Genomic DNA, 18241 nt, shown 5'->3' on the forward strand with positions numbered 1-18241 from the left:
TAGTATGGGCAAACATACTTCAGGGTTGCCTCAAGATCCGCCAAATAGGCTTGCAGCAGCGCACAACCTTGATGTCATGTCTTGAGGTAAAGCCTTTGCTGTCATTGGCTTTCTGCACTAAGGTGGTCAAGCCAACCAACATAAGACCAAGGAAACAGAATGAAAATAAAACATCTTTGGCTGATCTGTGCAGCATGCCTGTGCGGGCAAGCTGCGGCGGCCACCTATATCCATGCCGGACAGCTCATATCCGCGGCAGACAACAAAGCACAGAAAAACATGACGATCATAGTTGAGGGTAACCAGATTATCGATGTTAAGGCGGGTTACCAACCACCTGCCGAGGACGACCAATTAATTGACTTACGCAACAGCACACTGATGCCAGGCCTGATGGATATGCACACCCATCTGAGTTCACAACAGGGCCCCGGTTCCTACATGGAGCGTTTCACGCTAAATGAAGCCGACTATGCGTTAAAAGGCGTATATTTCGCCAAGAAGACTCTGGATGCCGGCTTTACCACTGTAAGAAATCTGGGCGATGGGTATAACGAGACCGTAGCTTTGCGTAACGCCATTAACAATGGCTTGGTGCCAGGCCCAAGAATTTACACCGCAGCTAAGTCTATCGCCACCACAGGCGGACATGCAGATCCAACCAACGGCCGCTCCAAAGCACTAATGGGCGACCCAGGCCCAAATGACGGTGTAATCAACGGTGAGGCAGAGGCTCGTCAGGCAGTACGCCAGCGTTATAAAGACGGTGCTGACCTGATAAAGATTACCGCCACAGGCGGGGTTTTAAGCGTCGCGAAAAGTGGCCAGAACCCCCAGTTTATGCAAGACGAGCTGAATGCGATTGTCGCAACAGCAAAAGACTACGGCATGAAAGTCGCGGTACACGCGCACGGAAAAGAAGGGATGAAACGCGCGATTCTGGCTGGCGTCGATTCCATTGAACATGGCACTTATATGGATAAGGAAGTTATCAGCCTGATGAAGAAACACGGTACTTATTATGTTCCTACCGTGATGGCCGGTGAATGGGTGGCACAAAAAGCCAAGATCGACGGCTTTTTCCCCGCATTGGTGCGACCTAAAGCGGCGGCCATCGGCCCTTTGATTAAGGAAACTTTTTCGCGAGCCTACAAGGCTGGTGTAAAAATTGCGTTTGGCACGGACTCCGGCGTATCTGCTCACGGCGATAATGGTCGCGAGTTTGCCCTGATGGTGGAAGCGGGTATGCCTGCCATCGAAGCAATAAGGTCAGCTACGTTCCACGGTGCAGAACTCCTGGGAGTATCAGAGCAACTGGGCACGGTGGAAAAAGGCAAGCTTGCCGACCTGGTTGCCGTTGCAGGCGATCCCCTGACGGATATTGGGATGATGTCCAATATTCAATTTGTTATGAAAGACGGTGAAGTCATCAAGCATCTATAAGTTAGTGTTTGCAGGACAGGGATGTTCGAAAAGGTTAACAAAAGTTTCGCTAGGTGAAATCTTAGCCACACCTTACACTAGGGGCCGTTCGTCGACCATTTATAACCTGACATTTACTGAGCTTTAACATGCTAATCAGATTATTCCCTGCAGCCTGGCTTCTTGTCTTGCTTGGCGGCTGTGCTGCAAACCGTGATGAGGTTATTCCCGCTCTCTCTGCACAGGTTAATTTTCCCGCCATCGGGCTATTTAATCAATTACCGGGAAATCGTCTTGAGTCATGGTGTGATCAGCAACAAAAGCGCCAGCATGCAGACTGTCAGGCCGGTACCCTTGAGCTTACACAGCTGCAGAGCAGATTGGCTGACAGCGGATTATTTCCACTGATCACCCTGGAAGCTGGAGCAGACTATGAGTTGTTGCTATCCAGTGCCCAGATTGAAGATCACAAAGTGCGAGCCGAATTAATCCTGGCGTGGCGTGGCATTCTACTGCACCGTTATGAATACAAGGTTGACACAACTGAGGCCAGCGCAAAGATAGTCAGGCTGTTAATAGCAGATATGCTGCAGGACAAGGTGTTCAGTTCCGGTTATCTGGCCGGTGCGCTGGAATCAGACAACTATGAAAAGGACCTGCAGGCACCGGCCAAGGTAGCAAATTTTCAGCTCAGCCACAGGCTAACCTACAATGATCCATTCCAGGGCTCTATCCTGACTTACAAGGATCCCGCCTATAGCAGTGACCGAATTGAAGTCAGTGTTTATCCCATTCCATCCAGCGATCTCAGTAATACCCCTGCCATCATAGAAGAGGAAACGGCTAAATTAAGGGGTAACCTGAGTGACTTTGCCAAACAGCATAACCTGCCTCCCCTGACGATGAGTCAGGACAAAATTCTGGACTGGACCCAGCAAAGTAAGCAGTTTCAGGGATATTATCTTGATGCCAGCATTGTCAGTAGGGATACAGAACCCTTTTATGCATCTTATTTTTTCTTTATACAGCAGGATAAAATCGTCAGATTTACCACGACATTTCCTTCAGACTTAGCCATGAATTTTGTTAAGGAAGCCTTACCGCAAATGGCAATTCCGGGTGAGTCGGCCTTTATGGCTAAGCTGAGAAAGCCATAGATTCCAAAAATCGATTAACTCGATTGGCAAACCACCCTTGAACTGAGAGAGGTTTGCCCTAATCCTATAGTCAGGCTTACAGCAAACCGGAGAAAAAGTATGAGTAATATAGATATTGGGATCGCTACTCAGGACAGATTGGATATCGCTACTGGCCTCAAACGACTGTTAGCCGATTCCTACACCCTGTATTTGCAGACCCATAATTTCCATTGGAATGTGACTGGTCCGCAATTCCGTGAACTGCATTTAATGTTTGAAGAACATTATACCGAATTGGCTGTAGCAGTGGACGACATAGCCGAACGTATTCGTACTCTGGGTGTGGTTGCACCTGGTACTTACAAAGCCTTTGCCTCATTAAGTTCAATCGAGGAAGTTGAAGATGTTCCTGCCGCGTCTGACATGGTGAAGATCCTGAATAAAAGCCATGAGCAGGTTGTTAAGACCTGCCGGGAAGTACTGAAACTGGCACAGGAAGGGGATGACGAGTCCACCGCCGCACTGGTTTCAGACCGTATGAGAATCCATGAAAAAACCGCATGGATGCTCAGAGCCATGCAATAACTCAGAGCAGGCAGGTGCGCCGCACCTGCCATTTCCATCTCATTAACATTTGTTATTGATATTCATTCTCAGTTGCATTATTTTGTGAGTGACCATAAATGATTACTCATGGAGTTCTGCATGTACGACCAATTCCTCTGTTCTTATCATCGCTCCTGGTTAGCATCCAGCCCTCAGGCTGCATTGGCACATTTGCAACAATGTATGCACAGTGGTGGTTATCTCCGTCAGCAAGGAGCATGGCGGCAAGCTTTACCCTATCTGGGATGTGCCTACGAAACGGCAGAACTATTGCTGGATTGTCCTGAGGTAGACGCCCAGGTGGCAGCCACGGAGTTAACCTCTGCCGCCATGTTGTTAGCGGATACCTATTGTCAGCTCAGTCAGCCTCAACTGGGTTTGCGGGTGTATAGACAATGCCTGCTGAGGCTGACCGAAAAATATCAGAAACCGGATAGCGATTATCCCAGGCTACGACGCTGCATAACCTTGCTTAAAGACAGACTGACCGAGCAACTCAATCAGACACCGTTGCAAAATATCAGTAAGCCAGCACCCCGGCAATCCCGGGCCTTTCTTCACTAGATGGCAATGCATATGAAGATCCATTTAGGTTCCCGGCAAAGGAGAATAGCTGTGATAAATGAAAATACTGACTTTCTGAGTCTGAAGATCCGCAAGGATGTGCTGGAAAAACTGATCAGCCATCACCAATTGCACGTAGAAGACTTACGCTGTGGAGATAGCCAATCTGCGGCGGCTCTGAAAAGACTTTTAATTGACTGCACAAACATGAATGTAAGTGCAAACTAACTGACTATATCAGGACCTCTCAGCCACATTATTAACCAAGCCCTTTTTGAATCAGATAGCGATAGGGTGAGCTGTTTGTGTCAGCCTTCAACAATTGATGGTCCATAAATCGACAAAAGCTGGGAATATCCCTGGTGGTGGCCGGGTCATCCGCCACCACTAGAATAGTCTGCCCATTCTGCATTTTCCGAATTGCCAGGCGCACCATCATGACAGGCTCTGGGCAGCGCAACCCCAGGGTGTCCAGTTGCTGATCGGCCTGCTCAAAATCAGATGCCATAAGCCTGCCGGTATGCCTGAATTTGCTGCAGATGCTCTGCCATTTCGGGTTTGTCCTGCAGGTAACTGATAAGGTCCCGCAAGCTGATAATGGCAATCACCTTAGTAGCAAAGTCCCGTTCAACTTCCTGGATAGCAGAGAGCTCGCCCTGTCCCTTCTCCTGACGGTCCAGAGCAATCAGTACACCAGCCAGACTGGCATGGTTAGCCTGGATAAGCTGCATGGATTCGCGGATAGCAGTACCAGCGGTGATAACATCGTCCACCAGCATGATATTACCTTGCAGAGGACTGCCAACCAGATTGCCGCCCTCACCGTGATCCTTGGCTTCCTTGCGGTTAAAACAATATGGCTTATCTATGTTGTGCTTATCTGCCAGGGCAACCGCTGTGGTAGTGGCGATTGGGATACCTTTGTAGGCCGGACCGAAAATAACATCGTAGTCCACATTGGCGTTTACCAGCGCGGCAGCATAGAACTGTCCCAGCTTTGCCAGATCACGGCCGGTATTAAATAAACCCGCATTAAAGAAGTAGGGGCTGGTTCGCCCTGACTTCAGCTTAAACTGTCCGAATTTGAGTACCTGCCGGTCCAGGGCAAACTCGATAAAGTCTTTTTGATAATCCTGCATGCCTCAATCCTCAGTTCAACGCCGCTCTTTGGATATCGAAAATTTCACGTAGCGCATGCTTAGCCAGTTCCATCATTTCCTGCATTTCATCGAAGCTGAAAGGCTCTTCTTCGGCTGTCCCTTGTACCTCGATGAGCTTACCGGAATCTGTCATCACCACATTCATATCAGTCTCGGCGGCAGAATCCTCAATATACTCCAGATCGGCCACCGGATTGCCCTTGTATACCCCCACAGAAACAGCAGCGACCATATATTTCATCGGATTGGCTTTAATCATTCCTTTGGCGCGCATCCAGGTCAGTGCATCGGCAAGTGCCACACAAGCACCTGTTATGGATGCCGTACGCGTGCCACCATCAGCCTGAATCACATCGCAATCCAACAAAATAGTGTTTTCACCAAGCAAGCTTAAATCCACGGCTGCGCGGAGTGAGCGGGCAATCAAACGCTGGATTTCCAGAGTGCGTCCGCCTTGCTTTCCCCTGGCAGCCTCACGGTCACTGCGGGTATGAGTGGAACGCGGTAACATGCTGTATTCAGCGGTGATCCAACCTTTACCCTGGCCTTTCATAAAGCGGGGTACACCTTCTTCGACAGAAGCGTTACAAATCACCTTGGTATTGCCGAACTCAATCAGTACAGAGCCTTCAGCATGGCAGGTGAATTGTCGGGTAATAGTAACCGGGCGAATTTGATTGGCGGTTCTTCCGCTTGGACGCATATTGTTTTCCTCTGGCGCTTAACTGGCCGGCATTATAGCCCAATGTGTCATGTACATCTGCATAAATCAAAGAAACAGCCCTCGGCTAAGCCAGAGCTCACAGGCTCAGCATGCTCCTCCGCTAAGTGATTGGTTCAGCATCAGATCCAGTTAGGTTATACTGACGGCAACACAACGTTCAGGATTATTAGCATGATACACAGTATGACGGCCTTCGCCCGAGTAGAACATAAGGCTCAATGGGGTAGTGCGGTGTGGGAGATTCGCTCCGTCAATCAACGCTATCTTGAAAGCTATTTTCGTCTGCCTGAACAATTTCGCGGCCTTGAGCCGGTATTACGGGAAAGATTCCGCAAAGCACTGCAAAGAGGCAAAGTAGAATGTGCCTTGCGCTTTGTAGCCAATGACGCGGCCGTCGGTAAAGTGACTCTGAACGAAAACCTGGCAAGACAACTGATGGAAGCAGCTGACTGGGTACAGTCTCATGGCCAGTCTACCGGAGTAAACCCCTTTGACGTACTCAGGTGGCCCGGTGTGATTAGCGCAGAAGAAGCAGATATGGATGCTATTCAAAGTGAGATGCTGCAAGCATTTGATACTTGCCTGGCGGAGATGCTGCGGGCCAGAGCGGCGGAAGGAGAAAATCTGCGCTCACTTATCGAGCAGAGATTGTCCGCTATCGAGTCAGAAGTAACTACCATCAGAGAAGCCATGCCAGCCGTTTTGGAATGGCAGAGAGACCGGATCAATAACAAGTTTGCGGAAGCCAAGATAGAATTGGAGGCAGGTCGACTAGAGCAGGAAATGATCCTACTTGCCCAGCGTTTAGACGTCGCCGAAGAACTGGACAGACTGGACTCACACGTCAGTGAAACGCGCAAAATTTTGCACAAAGGTGGTGCCTGTGGTCGGCGTCTGGATTTTATGATGCAGGAGTTTAACCGTGAGTCTAATACCCTGGCATCTAAATCCATCAATGCAGAAATCACTCAGTCGGCAGTGGAATTAAAGGTGCTTATTGAGCAGATGCGCGAGCAAATCCAAAATATTGAATAAACAGTTTTGCGCAATTATTTTCGCATCTCATGACCATTGATAACGACTATATCACCGTAGATGCTGTATATGAGACCGAGTATATCTCAGATTTCGTTGAGTAAATTTTTGCGCAAATATTTAAGGTTCAACTGTAACAGAGCTCATATTTAACTGTATAGAAGAGCGCAAAGAAGACAGGTCTGAAACTCAGTGTGAGAATGCGACTTTAAGATGAATGAGAATATTTTTGCACATGAAAAACATGGTGAGTTGATCAGAGAATTACTCTCTGCATATCAGCGGCAGGAACTCAGTGCCGGACAAATATTAAAAATTCTTCGCAAAGACATACTGGAAATGAGTCAGGTTGAGTATGCGGCATTGACAGGTATCAGCAGAAGAACATTGTCGGACCTAGAGCAAGATCTCAGTAGCCCGACTTTCCTGGTATTTAATGCGGCATTCCAACCATTTGGCTTGCAGGCTGGTCTTATTCCAATAGTAAAAGACTAAATAATGACTCAGGTCATGCCGTTGTCTAAGTTGATACGACCTCTCTTGTTCAAACCAACGAACAAATAGTGAACAATCACTTTCATAAAATAGCACACAAAACGTACTTCAGTTTCAATTAAGGAAAGTTCAGGCAAAGTTCACCCATGCGCCACCAGACTGTCTGTATCCTGCTAATGGAGAATACAGATGAGAACAGTATTATGCATATTTTGTCTGCTGTTTGGGGTAAATCTTCAGGCCGCTGAAGCCTGGAAAGCATCTTCAGAAGAACGGCAATTAAATGAAAAGCGCGCCATGCGCAGCACCAGCAGTTTGCATAGCAGCGAAAAAGACAGCTTGCCAGCGAAGCAGTTAAGCAAACGACCTCAGACAACCGATTCAGGGGATTTCTGGATATACGACGCTTGGATAGAACTTAACAAAGATACTGACCGCGACGGATTCTACAGTGGATTCACCCTGTCTATTGACGTTGACAGCCACTTTGCTCAAGCTCCAGTTTATGCCAGGTTATATTTGGGAAAAAATGACAGCTTTCGTGAATATCACAGCACATCCGACTTTTTTGTAAACGGCCAGAGCAGTGATGACTTTTTCGAGGTCAGTACCGAGCTGTTGGAGGGCTTTGCCGACAATGACTATGAAATTTTGATCGAGCTATATGACGCTGACCGGAATGAATTGGTTGCAGTGTATGACAGTTTCGATGATGAAGACTTGCTGTATTTACCTCTGGAAAGCCGAGACTATGAATACAACCAGGTGGTAGTTGTCAGGGAAACCAGCGGAGGCTCCACTGGTCTGCTAAGTCTAATTCCGCTGGCATTACTTTGCTGTTACAGATTCAAACGCGGCTAGCTCAGGAAGAAGATGACGCATGGGTTGCCTGCCAGTTAACCACTTTCCATTGCCCAAATCGTTTCACCAGTGTGCCGCTGTTTAAATAATAGCGGTACTGGTTGTTTTGGTGCCCGACCAGTTTAAAGGTCACAACAGCGACATTTCCGTAAAGCCTGATGTTAACCCCTTGTGCTGAATAATCGACCCGTTCCGAATTTTGCTTTTCTTGATCAAGCTCGGCCATCAATTCAGCCTTACCGAAGCGCTCTCCGGCTGAACTGGTATATACCAGATCTTCTGCCCAGAATTTATTATGCGCCGCCGGATTATTTTCGCTGGCACCAATCAGAAAATCATCAAGTAGCGCCTTAATCTCGCTTTGCTCATCAGCCGCCTCAACTTCAACAGACAGCATACACACCAGACAGGCCAACAAAACCCCTGTTAAACGTCGGAACATAAATCCGTCTCCTTTAAAACTCCAGCGCAAACAGCAACTCAGCCAGGTCTGGTCGCCACTGCACGTCTTTTAATCTTACCCTGTTGTTTTTGACCACAATGCCTTCACTGAGCAACTGTGCGCGCTGCTCGTTTGCAGTTACAGAGCCAGGGGGAAAGGCAATCATGCCAGATGACCTTAGCACCCGGTACCAGGGCAAATTCCATTCATCCCCCGCCATACCTAATGCTTTCCCCACCAATCTTGCTCGACCTGGCAGTCCGGCAAGATCAGCAATTTGCCCGTAGCTAGCGACTTTGCCTGGTGGAATCAGGCGTACTGTCTGCCAGATGCGTTGATAAAGAGCGTTGGTATGGTTTTTACTATTAACTTTGCTGCCACTGACCATCTTTTACCACTTGAAGCTATCTATCTGTTTTATTTGTTTAAAACAACGTATTCACCTATTGTTTAGTGGTGAAAAATCAACCCAATGGAAGATGTGTTGTTAATCATGCCCTGCGCATCCGGTGCTGCCAAGTTTTATTCCGTGCGGAATTTTCGCGCTGTATAAAAAAAACGCTGCAACAGGTATGGTACAAAATGTAAGCTGTGTTTATACCACATGGAAGACGGAATTCTGTAAGGGGAACCTATTTTGTCGTTGAAGCTGGAAATTATCAGTTATCAAAAGGAAAGCACGGCCCAGCCCGCTGCTATATCCCTGGATTCGGGGGGCATCAATATAGGCAGAGACAGAAGTAATGATTGGTGCCTGACCGACCCAGATCGCATTTTGTCGAAGCAGCACTGCCGTGTGGAAAAGAGCCCAGATGGCTATCTGCTGTTTGATTTAAGCACTAACGGTGTCTTCCTCAATCAGTCATTGCAGGCCATAGGCAAGGGAAACAGTGTAAAGCTGAAGGATGGCGATCACTTCAAAATCAGTGATTACGAAATTCGTGTCGGTATTGAAGCAGGCGCACAACCAGACCAAAGTGCCTTTTCGATGCCCGACAACCATGGCGCAACTTACCAGCAAAACATCCAGGACGTTAATGAAGAAGCGGATTGGCACCAGTTGCTACAACCGCAGATACAATCAATGCCGGACAATGAAGAGACAGCCGTTGAGATGCCAGAGTTGGCACAAAGCCACTATGATGCGCCTTCTGTTGGTATAAGCATTCCCGAAGACTGGAGCATGCAGGATACGCCAGAGCCTCCACAGAAAGTCACCACACCGCCGCCGCCCCCACCCGAGCAGGCTACCAGTAACGCCGCCGCGCCCACAGAAGACTTGATTAAAGCCTTCTTGTCCGGCGCAGGCCTGCCTGCAACTGAAGGGCTGAGCACGGATCCGCAACAATTTATGACCGAATTGGGCAGTCTGTTTCGCTGTATGACAAAAGGCATGATTGGTGTGCTAGCCGCCAGGGGAGACATAAAGGGTGAATTTCGTCTGGCCCAGACCATGATAAAACCTACAGAAAATAATCCGTTGAAGTTTTCACTGAATGTTGAAGAAGCAATGCAGTCGCTTATCAGTAAAAGGGGCAGTGGCTACATGGCGGCAGAACCCGCGTTTGATGAAGCATTCGAAGACCTGAAGACTCACCAGATGGCCATGCTGGCGGGCATGCAGAATGCGCTGCAATCACTGCTTAACACATTCAACCCACAGCGTATTGAACAATCTGACAAGCAATCCTCTGGCGTGTCGAAACTATTAGGAAGCCGCAAATCTGCTTATTGGGACAACTATGTATTGTTATACAAAACCTTGTGCCGGGATGGCGAAGATGACGTACAAAATCTGTTCGGCCGGGACTTTGCCAAAGCCTATGAACAACAGATAAAGAAACAACGGCAATGAGCTTGAAAATATCCCGCACATTCGTGGAATTTAAACTATAAGTAATGACATTACGTTTATAAAACAATCAAATAGCAGCTTTAACAAGATACCAGGAGGGAGAGAATGTCAGGTGTTGGAGATAAGTGTTTCGCTGTACTCATTCGCACTGTAGTGCCAGTGTTGCTGTTTTTACTGGCAGGCTGTGGTTCGAGTACTATGGTTAAAGATGTTTTCTCAGTAGTCACCAAGGCAGATATCACCTTCGTCGCAGCGCCAGACGTTAATCCTGATATTAACGGCCGCCCATCACCAGTTTTGGTTCGGTATTACGAACTTCGTTCCCCCAGCGCTTTTAATAGTGCTGATTTTTTCTCTTTGTACGACAAGGCAGCCGGTGAGTTAGGCAATGACTATATACGTCATGATGATTTAGAACTAAAACCCGGCCAGCAAGTGCAAAAAACGGTAATTTTTTCTGAAGAGACGCGTTATCTCGGATTGATTGCTGCTTATAGAGATATTGGCACCGCCACATGGAAACGCGTGGTAGAGCTGCCGCCTGACTCTAATTCGAGCATACAGATAGCGTTAGGTAGCAACATGTTGCAGTTAAACATTGAGTAGTCCAGTGCGCTAACTATGTGGTGAAGGAATGGCATCCAATAACAGAATAGTCTGGTCTGAGGGCATGTTTCTCAGGCCTCAGCATTTTCAGCAACAAGACAGGTATTTCCTCGAACAGCTTCGTGCCAGTACCCAGGTTCTTCAGGGATATCTTTGGGGATTTCAGGCGCTCAAGCTGGATCAGGAGTTACTAAAAGTTGGCAAGTTGTCATTTAAACAATGCCGGGGCATCCTACCCGATGGATTGTGCTTTGATTTAGATGGGCAGGCCCCCGTCATGGACTTACCTGAAGGTAGCCGTGATCTCACAGTCTATCTCAGCCTCCCGGTTACCACGGCGTCCGGGCAGGAATTCAGTACCAGTGAAGAGGAACGCCATGTAAGGTTTCTGTCATATGTGCATTTAGTGCGCAATACCGCAGAATCGCAGGCCAATGACGCGGAAATAGAATTGGCTCAGCCACGTTTTGATCTGGCGGTCACTAACAAGCAAATGGACGCATTTCAAACCCTGGCCGTCGCCCGGGTCCTGGAAGTCGGTGCAGATCGCAATGTCATTCTGGATACAGATTTTATCCCACCTTGCTTGGACGTCAGTTGCCAACCAAACTTGCACGGGTTTGTGGTGGAGCTTGAATCGATGTTGCATCAGCGCGCCGAGAGCTTGGCATCAAGAGTGTCTGGAGCAGGCCGAAGCAGCACGGAAATAGCAGATTTTTTGTTGTTGCAGGCCATCAATCGTATAGAACCCCTGATTCATCATATGTTGAATCAACCCTGCTTACACCCCCTGCAACTTTATCAACAATTACTGCAAACGGCAGGGGAGCTGGCAACGTTCACAAACCGCAGCAGAAGACCGGAAGGTCTGGCTCCCTACCGTCATGAAGCGTTGCGCGAAACTTTTGTGCCGCTGATGAACAGCCTGCGCCAGGCTATGAGCACCGTATTGGAGCAGGCTGCGACACAAATCGAACTCAGTGCCGCCAACCAGTATGGCATTAGAACCGCATCTATTGGGAACCGCGAAATGTTGCGCAAGGCGATGTTTATCTTTGCGGTTCGCGCCGACGTAGCAGATGACAAGCTCAGACAAGGCCTGCCTGGCCAGATGAAAATTGGCGCAGTAGATAAAATCGCTCAATTAATCAATAAATCTCTGCCAGGCGTGGCTATCAGTCCGCTGCCTGCGGCGCCCAGGCAGATCCCATTTAACGCCGGAACAACCTACTTCCAACTGGATAAATCCACCAGCGCCTGGCAGGATATTGAAGCCTCAGGTAACCTGGCTTTGCATGTGGCAGGACAATATCCAGGCCTGGAAATAGGCTTCTGGGCAATCAGGCAATAATCATGGTAAATGACGACCTTGACCGCACGTTAATCATGCCATCGCCCGGAAGGCGCAGAGCAAACAACGAGCAGCCGGATTCCTCCCCGCCCCCCGCGACACGGCAGCAGGCACCGGCCCCACCGCCGGTGCAACCACCGCCATTAACTGACCGAGACGAACCCTCAGTACAAATGATGGGCTCCGCAGGAACACATACGCTGATAAACGCGGCCACCATGATTTTTTCGCTGGCCAGACAACTGCGTAATACGATGCAGCATAGTGACATTCCCGGCTTACTCACACATGTAACCGGCTTAATGCGCAGTTATGAAAGGACTTGCATAGGCCAGGGCGTCGCACCTGATACTGCCTACGAAGCCCGTTATATTCTCTGCGCCTTTCTGGATGAGATTGTGCTTAATACTCCCTGGGGGCATGCCAGCCAATGGAGTCAGAGCAGTCTGCTTAGCTCCCTGCATAATGACACCCGCGGTGGCGAACGTTTCTTCCAGATTCTGGCCAACCGTTCTGAAAATCCCGCTCCCAATATTGCATTACTAGAGTTGATGTATCACTGCCTGAGCCTGGGTTTTCAAGGCAAATTTGCCATACAGGAAAACGGTCAGGCTGCAATTCGACAAATTCGTGCAGGTCTTTACCATACACTCCGGCAAATCAAACCCGCCCCGGAACCAGACCTGTCAGACAACTGGCAAGGCGTGCAGGACGGTCGACCGGCTATTGCCAGATGGATCCCATGGTGGGTTGTGGGCGCGGTGTTATCCGGTGTTTTGGTCGCCTGTTACATCGGATTTTACTTCTCATTAAACGAAGCATCAGACCAGACATTTACCCAAATAGGCCAACTGGGCAGAGAAATCCCACAAATGACCCGGGATATTCCTGACAGCAATACTCTTGTTGAACCTGAAACACCAGGTATTGACCCCACGACCTTAATGCAGCCCCTGCAAAACCGGTTAAGCAACGAAATCGCCGCCCGCCAGATCAGCCTGAGCCGGGAACCGGGTGGCATCAAGATTACGGTACACAATAAGGGATTATTTGCGTCAGGCAATGCAGAGGTTTCCCCCGCCTATCAACGCATATTTAGCCAATTGGCTGATACGTTGAAAGAATTACCTGGCCCCATTCTGGTGTCCGGGCATTCAGACAGTCAGCAAATCCGCACCTTACGTTACCCCTCAAACTGGCACCTGTCTGACGACCGAGCCAGAGCCGTGGTGGCAGTGCTGGTAAGAAGCGGCATGCACAAGGAGCGCTTGGTTGCTCAGGGTAAGGCCGACACCGAGCCTGTGGCAGACAACAATACAGCACAAGGGCGTGAACAAAATCGTCGTGTCGAAATTCTGATTCGCACCTACTGACAGGGCAGGGACTAAAATGGGATGGCTGAAAAAGATGTTTTCCTGGCTAACCAACAGATGGGTATTGTCTGTGTTGGGGTTAGTCATTTTATGTCTGGTAATCTGGTATGTAGGCCAGATTCTGGCCTTTGGTGACTGGATGCCTTTGGCTGACGACGGTACCAGAGGGCTGTTTATTGCGCTGGTCGTGCTGGTATGGGCAGTCATTCAGTTACTCAAGGTCGTCAGACAGAAGAAGGCCAACCAACAGATAATTCAGGGAATGTCATCGTCGGCTCGCCAGGACAGCGTTGACAACAGTGAAGTGGCATTGCTGAAAGACAGGTTTCAAGAAGCGATGCAGACCCTGAAAAAGTCGCGCCTGGGAGGAAACAGCGGAAGACGATATCTTTACCAACTCCCTTGGTATGTCATTATCGGCCCCCCTGGCGCCGGTAAAACCACTGCACTTAAGAACTCAGGTTTGCGCTTCCCATTACAAGAAGGTTTTGGTTCAGAGCCGTTGAAGGGAATAGGAGGGACCCGAAACTGTGACTGGTGGTTCACCAATGAAGCCGTGCTGTTGGATACCGCGGGGCGCTATACAACACAGGACAGTGATCAGTCAGTGGACAAAGAAGCCTGGACAGGATTTCTCGGCCTGCTGAAAAAGTATCGGCGGCGGCGGCCATTAGACGGTGTGATTGTGGCGTTTAGTCTGATGGATTTAATCGCTCAGAGTGCCGAAACCCGGCAGTTGCATGCCATGGCAGTGAGACGCAGACTTAAAGAGCTTAGTGACAGTCTTAAGGTACAAGTACCGGTTTATGTGATTTTTACCAAAACCGACCTGTTGGAAGGCTTTACTGCTTACTTTGATAATTTAGACAAAACCCACAGGGAACAGGTTTGGGGCATGACCTTTCCTCTCAGTGTCTCGGAAAACCCCAGTGAGTTTGTAACCACTTTCAGTAAAGAGTACGAAAAGCTTATATCCAGATTAGAAGCTGGCTTAATCGAGCGATTGGATGCAGAGCAGGACTTGCACCGGCGGGCTGCCTTACATGGCTTTCCTGAACAAATGGCGTCACTCAAACTTTCTCTTCGCGACTTTATTGCCGAGATTTTCGCGCCGAATGTGTATGACGATAAACCCATGTTGCGGGGCGTCTATTTTTCCAGCGGAACCCAGGAAGGAACACCTATTGATCGATTGATCGGTGCCGTTTCCCGCGCTTTTGGCTTAAGTCGCCAGGCAACACCAGCCTACAGTGGCCCCGGGCGAAGTTATTTTCTAACCCGCTTGATGCAGGACGTGATTTTTAAAGAGGCCGGACTGGTAGTACATACCGGGTTCTGGTCTAAACACAGAGGGCAACTGGAGCGCGCTGGTTACTTCGGTGCACTGGCAGCAACACTGCTGGTTATTGTTGGTTGGTTCTGGAGTTACCAACATAATCTGGATTATATCCATGACGTGGAAGAGCAACTGGGCCAATACCAACAGGTGGCAGGTAATCTGGTGGACAGCCAGGGTGATATTAACGTTATTCTGCCGTATTTGAATCTACTTAGAACCATCCCTGGGGGCTATGCCGACAAGGACATCAGCCCACCATTGTCCATGGGATTAGGCTTGTATCAGGGAGATAAACTGGGTCCTATCGCCATAGACGCCTATCGACGGGCGTTGAACAACGTGTTGCTGCCCAGGGTGGTGACCCGGCTGGAACAACAACTCAGCGAGAACAATCGGGCCGAGCAGAGCGATCTGTTATATGCCGCGTTAAAAGTCTATCTGATGATAGGTAACCCTGGGCGCTATGACAGGGAGGAAGTTGGCGTCTGGATTACCACAGACTGGGCCAATCAATATCCAGGTGTCAATAACAGTGAACCGCGCGAACAATTGGTTGCTCACCTGCAGGCGCTGGTAGATAGTGACCTGCCTCAAGTCCGGCTACAGGGGCTGTTGGTGGAACAGGTGCGTCAAACCCTGGCTAAACAAAGCCTGGCGGAGAGGGTATACGGTCAAATCAAACGCGGTCCTCAGGCCAGTAAGCTAAACGACTGGCGAATGATTGACAGCATAGGGGCTGACGCTGCCCACTATTTCCGCTTTCGTAGCGATGCGCCTATGAATAAAGGGCTGCCCGGCTTCTTTACCCTGTCAGGTTATAAAGATGTGTTGTTGAAACAAGGTCCGCAATTGACCAGTCAGGCCGCCAAAGAGACCTGGGTGCTGAGGGAAGACAGCCGCGACAATCTGTCGGAAAAGGAAGTAGACGCACTGTTTCAGGATGTCAGTAAATTATATTTCTCGGAATATGTCAGAGTATGGCAGGACTACCTTGCCGACCTTGACATTGCCAGGTTTAACTCCTTTGCCGATGGGGCGCAAAAGGTCAAAGACTTGTCCGCAGAGATGTCGCCCATCCGCAGTTTGCTTGCCCATGTGGGTAAACAAACGACCCTGGTGTCTTCCAGTGCAGACCTTATCGATGCAGCAGGAAAGACAGATCGCCTGAGCGGCATTAGCAGCAGGGTATCTGCCCTGTTGTCCAAAGCCGCAGAAGCTGACAGTCTGAATCAGAATACTGATCCGGCAGCATTGGTGGACAGACAGTTTGCCCGTTTACATGAAATTCTTAAGGAAAGGGACGAAGTACAGGCTCCTATTAAAGCGACACTGTCTAACCTCAATGAATTGTTTATCGCCTTGAGCACAGTAGAAGCCACCATTAATTCTGCCGCAATGGGGCTGAGTACGAATGACGCCAGTTCTGCTCTGCAAGGCGTATTAAGGCGGATACAACTGGAAGCCAATCGCCAGCCTGAACCCCTTCGACAATGGCTTTACAGTCTGGTCAGAGAAAGCAACATGGTGTTTGTCCGGGACGCCAGACAACGCTTCAACAAAGTCTGGCAATCTTCGGTGGCAAGTTTCTGCCGACAAGCCATTGATAGTCGATATCCCATTGCGCACAACAGCCCGGATGACATCAACATTAGTGATTTCAGCCGCTATTTTGGCCCTTCGGGTTTGTTGGACGAGTTCTTTAAAACCTACCTTGCAGGTTTTATCGATACAAGTGTTAAGCCCTGGCGTTTGATAGAAAATGCCGGCGCCAAACTAGAAGTGGACGATACCGTGGTGGATTATTTTGAACAGGCCGCGGACATTCGCCAGACCTTCTTTATGGGCGGTGCCAACCAACCTTATTTCAACTTCCAGATCATTCCATTGCAACTCGATGCGTCTGCCAGTCAAAGCCTTATCGAGTTGGGTGATCAACGCCTGGTATATCAACATGGCCCCACACGCCTGACGCAAATGGTCTGGCCGCCATCCGGCGGTCTGGAACGCGCCAGGTTCTCCATACGTAGCTTATCAGGGAATAGCACAGGTATTGCTACCGACGGCCCCTGGGCCTGGTTCAGACTGATCGACAAGGGCAATAGCCAGGCAACATCCACCCGCGACAGGTTCAGGGTGACATTCAACGCAGAAGGCCTGGAAGCCAGTTACGAAATTAAGGCTGGAAGTGTTATCAATCCGTTCAATAAACAGGCATTGCGCAGCCTGGGATGTCTGGACAGCTTATAAGGAAAATCGATGTTGCTCGATCAACTGGGATTCTATGGAAAGCTACCTGGCAAAGGGGATTTTGTCAGAAGAGCATTGCCAAATGACATGATGTTGAATTGGGATAATTGGTTGCAGTCAGCCATGGCCCATAGCCGGGCAGAGCTTGGCAGCGAATGGTTAAACCATTACCTGGTCAGCCCTATCTGGCGATTTGCACTGTCTCCGGGCCTGCTCGGCTCCCAGGGATTGGCGGGCATACTCATGCCAAGTGTAGATAGTGTTGGCAGACACTTCCCGCTGACCCTGGCGCAACCTATCGCCCCCAATTGCGATTTAACAAACCTGGCGCTGCAAGCCGACCAATGGTTTGAACAACTGGAAGATTTAGCGCTGTATGCACTGTCTGATACGTTTTCAATGTCTGATTTTGAGCAGCGCATGACCCGTCTCGCGGCACCGCCCCCCATAAAGCAACCCAAGGCAGTCAGTTCAGTGGAAGGTCGAATGGGATGGCATCAAGACAGTCCAGATGGCAGCGAGATGGTAGCCCAGTGCCTGGCTGCGGAGCTACAAACCAGGCTAAACAGAGATTATGCAAGTATTAGTTTATGGTGGACCCTGGGGTCGCAGGACATCGAGCCGGCCTTGCTAATTTACCCAGCCCTGCCTCCACCTGCGTCATTCAGTGCGTTTATCAGCGGACGTTGGTGAGCAACGCTCAGGTTGCCGGCACATACTTCAGTGCCGCTTCGTCTTTATCTGAATAGACATAACAGCCATCCCAGTCTGACGACATCACAATAGCGACCGGAGTGGGGGCCCCACGACTGAATTTAACCTTTCCGAATGCCACCAGGGACGTCTCCCGGATCTGATTTTCTTCAATATAGGCCTTCCATCTTTCCTTGTCCGTTCTTTCTATCAGGCACCCGGTATCGGCAGCCCGTTTAAGCTTGCCGACCAACACATGGTAATCAACCTCAACTATTGAAGGTTGTCCCATATTACCTCCCATAAAATCGTTATCCGTTTTAACTACT

20 protein-coding genes are annotated in these 18241 nt (G+C 49.3%); 14 read left to right on the top strand and 6 right to left on the bottom strand.

All coding sequences use genetic code 11. The features are described 5' to 3' along the window. Positions 1–159: 159 nt before the first annotated feature. The 5 genes from CSR04_RS02975 (at position 160) to CSR04_RS24870 (ending at position 3959) form a co-directional block, all read left to right on the top strand. The gene (locus tag CSR04_RS02975; protein WP_102794723.1) at positions 160–1443 is read left to right on the top strand and encodes a metal-dependent hydrolase family protein; all 1284 of its coding nucleotides are present in this window, start codon (positions 160–162) and stop codon (positions 1441–1443) included. Positions 1444–1571: 128 nt separating this feature from the next. Further along, entirely contained in the window at positions 1572–2579 is a 1008-nt protein-coding gene (locus CSR04_RS02980) for a hypothetical protein (RefSeq protein WP_146027089.1), read from the top strand. Between the two features lie 99 nt (positions 2580–2678). Beyond that, positions 2679–3146: a Dps family protein gene (locus CSR04_RS02985; RefSeq protein WP_102794725.1), complete on the top strand. Its 468-nt coding sequence runs from the start codon at positions 2679–2681 to the stop codon at positions 3144–3146. A 120-nt stretch (positions 3147–3266) separates the two neighbouring features. Beyond that, on the top strand, positions 3267–3731 hold the full coding sequence (locus CSR04_RS02990; RefSeq protein WP_102794726.1) for a hypothetical protein: 465 nt from the start codon (positions 3267–3269) through the stop codon (positions 3729–3731). A gap of 51 nt (positions 3732–3782) precedes the next feature. Then, positions 3783–3959, top strand: a complete 177-nt coding sequence (locus tag CSR04_RS24870; RefSeq protein WP_172449212.1) for a hypothetical protein — start codon at positions 3783–3785, stop codon at positions 3957–3959. Between the two features lie 31 nt (positions 3960–3990). Here the strand turns inward: CSR04_RS24870 and tusA are convergent, their stop codons facing one another. From tusA to rph, 3 genes are read right to left on the bottom strand one after another with little or no spacing between them, the layout of a single operon-like run. After that, positions 3991–4239, bottom strand: a complete 249-nt coding sequence (gene tusA, locus CSR04_RS03000; RefSeq protein WP_102794728.1) for a sulfurtransferase TusA — start codon at positions 4237–4239, stop codon at positions 3991–3993. Next, positions 4229–4870, bottom strand: a complete 642-nt coding sequence (pyrE, locus tag CSR04_RS03005; protein WP_102794729.1) for an orotate phosphoribosyltransferase — start codon at positions 4868–4870, stop codon at positions 4229–4231. The genes tusA and pyrE overlap by 11 nt, the downstream gene beginning before the upstream one ends. Positions 4871–4880: 10 nt before the next feature. Further along, entirely contained in the window at positions 4881–5594 is a 714-nt protein-coding gene (gene rph / locus CSR04_RS03010) for a ribonuclease PH (protein ID WP_102794730.1), read from the bottom strand. 192 nt (positions 5595–5786) lie between these two features. Between rph and CSR04_RS03015 the strand changes: the two genes are divergently transcribed. The 3 genes from CSR04_RS03015 (at position 5787) to CSR04_RS03025 (ending at position 8006) form a co-directional block, all read left to right on the top strand. Then, positions 5787–6650, top strand: a complete 864-nt coding sequence (locus CSR04_RS03015; protein ID WP_102794731.1) for a YicC/YloC family endoribonuclease — start codon at positions 5787–5789, stop codon at positions 6648–6650. A gap of 213 nt (positions 6651–6863) precedes the next feature. Further along, complete coding sequence (locus CSR04_RS03020; RefSeq protein WP_102794732.1) at positions 6864–7145, top strand: helix-turn-helix domain-containing protein; 282 nt, start codon at positions 6864–6866, stop codon at positions 7143–7145. 189 nt (positions 7146–7334) lie between these two features. Further along, positions 7335–8006, top strand: coding sequence for a choice-of-anchor H family protein (locus CSR04_RS03025; protein ID WP_102794733.1), 672 nt, complete (start codon positions 7335–7337; stop codon positions 8004–8006). Between the two features lies 1 nt (position 8007). Here the strand turns inward: CSR04_RS03025 and CSR04_RS03030 are convergent, their stop codons facing one another. Beyond that, the gene (locus CSR04_RS03030) at positions 8008–8448 is read right to left on the bottom strand and encodes a nuclear transport factor 2 family protein (protein ID WP_245921324.1); all 441 of its coding nucleotides are present in this window, start codon (positions 8446–8448) and stop codon (positions 8008–8010) included. Positions 8449–8461: 13 nt separating this feature from the next. Further along, positions 8462–8836 carry an MGMT family protein gene (locus CSR04_RS03035; protein WP_102794734.1) on the bottom strand — a complete coding sequence of 125 codons (375 nt, stop codon included), beginning with the start codon at positions 8834–8836 and terminating at the stop codon, positions 8462–8464. A gap of 249 nt (positions 8837–9085) precedes the next feature. Here CSR04_RS03035 and tagH point away from each other — a divergent pair, with 249 nt between their 5' ends. The 6 genes from tagH (at position 9086) to tagF (ending at position 17912) form a co-directional block, all read left to right on the top strand. Continuing rightward, positions 9086–10303: a type VI secretion system-associated FHA domain protein TagH gene (tagH, locus tag CSR04_RS03040; protein ID WP_172449213.1), complete on the top strand. Its 1218-nt coding sequence runs from the start codon at positions 9086–9088 to the stop codon at positions 10301–10303. A gap of 105 nt (positions 10304–10408) precedes the next feature. Then, positions 10409–10909, top strand: a complete 501-nt coding sequence (gene tssJ, locus CSR04_RS03045) for a type VI secretion system lipoprotein TssJ (protein ID WP_102794736.1) — start codon at positions 10409–10411, stop codon at positions 10907–10909. Between the two features lie 28 nt (positions 10910–10937). Then, positions 10938–12260 (top strand): type VI secretion system baseplate subunit TssK, encoded by a 1323-nt coding sequence (gene tssK / locus CSR04_RS03050; RefSeq protein ID WP_102794737.1) that lies wholly within the window; start codon positions 10938–10940, stop codon positions 12258–12260. A gap of 176 nt (positions 12261–12436) precedes the next feature. After that, entirely contained in the window at positions 12437–13633 is a 1197-nt protein-coding gene (gene tssL, locus CSR04_RS03055; protein ID WP_281259779.1) for a type VI secretion system protein TssL, long form, read from the top strand. A gap of 16 nt (positions 13634–13649) precedes the next feature. After that, positions 13650–17219: a type VI secretion system membrane subunit TssM gene (gene tssM, locus CSR04_RS03060; protein WP_102794739.1), complete on the top strand. Its 3570-nt coding sequence runs from the start codon at positions 13650–13652 to the stop codon at positions 17217–17219. A gap of 9 nt (positions 17220–17228) precedes the next feature. After that, a complete protein-coding gene (gene tagF / locus CSR04_RS03065; RefSeq protein ID WP_102794740.1) occupies positions 17229–17912 on the top strand; it encodes a type VI secretion system-associated protein TagF in 684 nt (227 codons plus the stop codon). Between the two features lie 7 nt (positions 17913–17919). Here tagF and CSR04_RS03070 read toward each other — a convergent pair whose 3' ends face one another. Beyond that, on the bottom strand, positions 17920–18204 hold the full coding sequence (locus CSR04_RS03070; protein ID WP_102794741.1) for a hypothetical protein: 285 nt from the start codon (positions 18202–18204) through the stop codon (positions 17920–17922). Positions 18205–18241: the final 37 nt, after the last annotated feature.

The sequence above is a fragment of the Bowmanella denitrificans genome (assembly GCF_002887595.1).
Taxonomy (GTDB): domain Bacteria; phylum Pseudomonadota; class Gammaproteobacteria; order Enterobacterales; family Alteromonadaceae; genus Bowmanella; species Bowmanella denitrificans.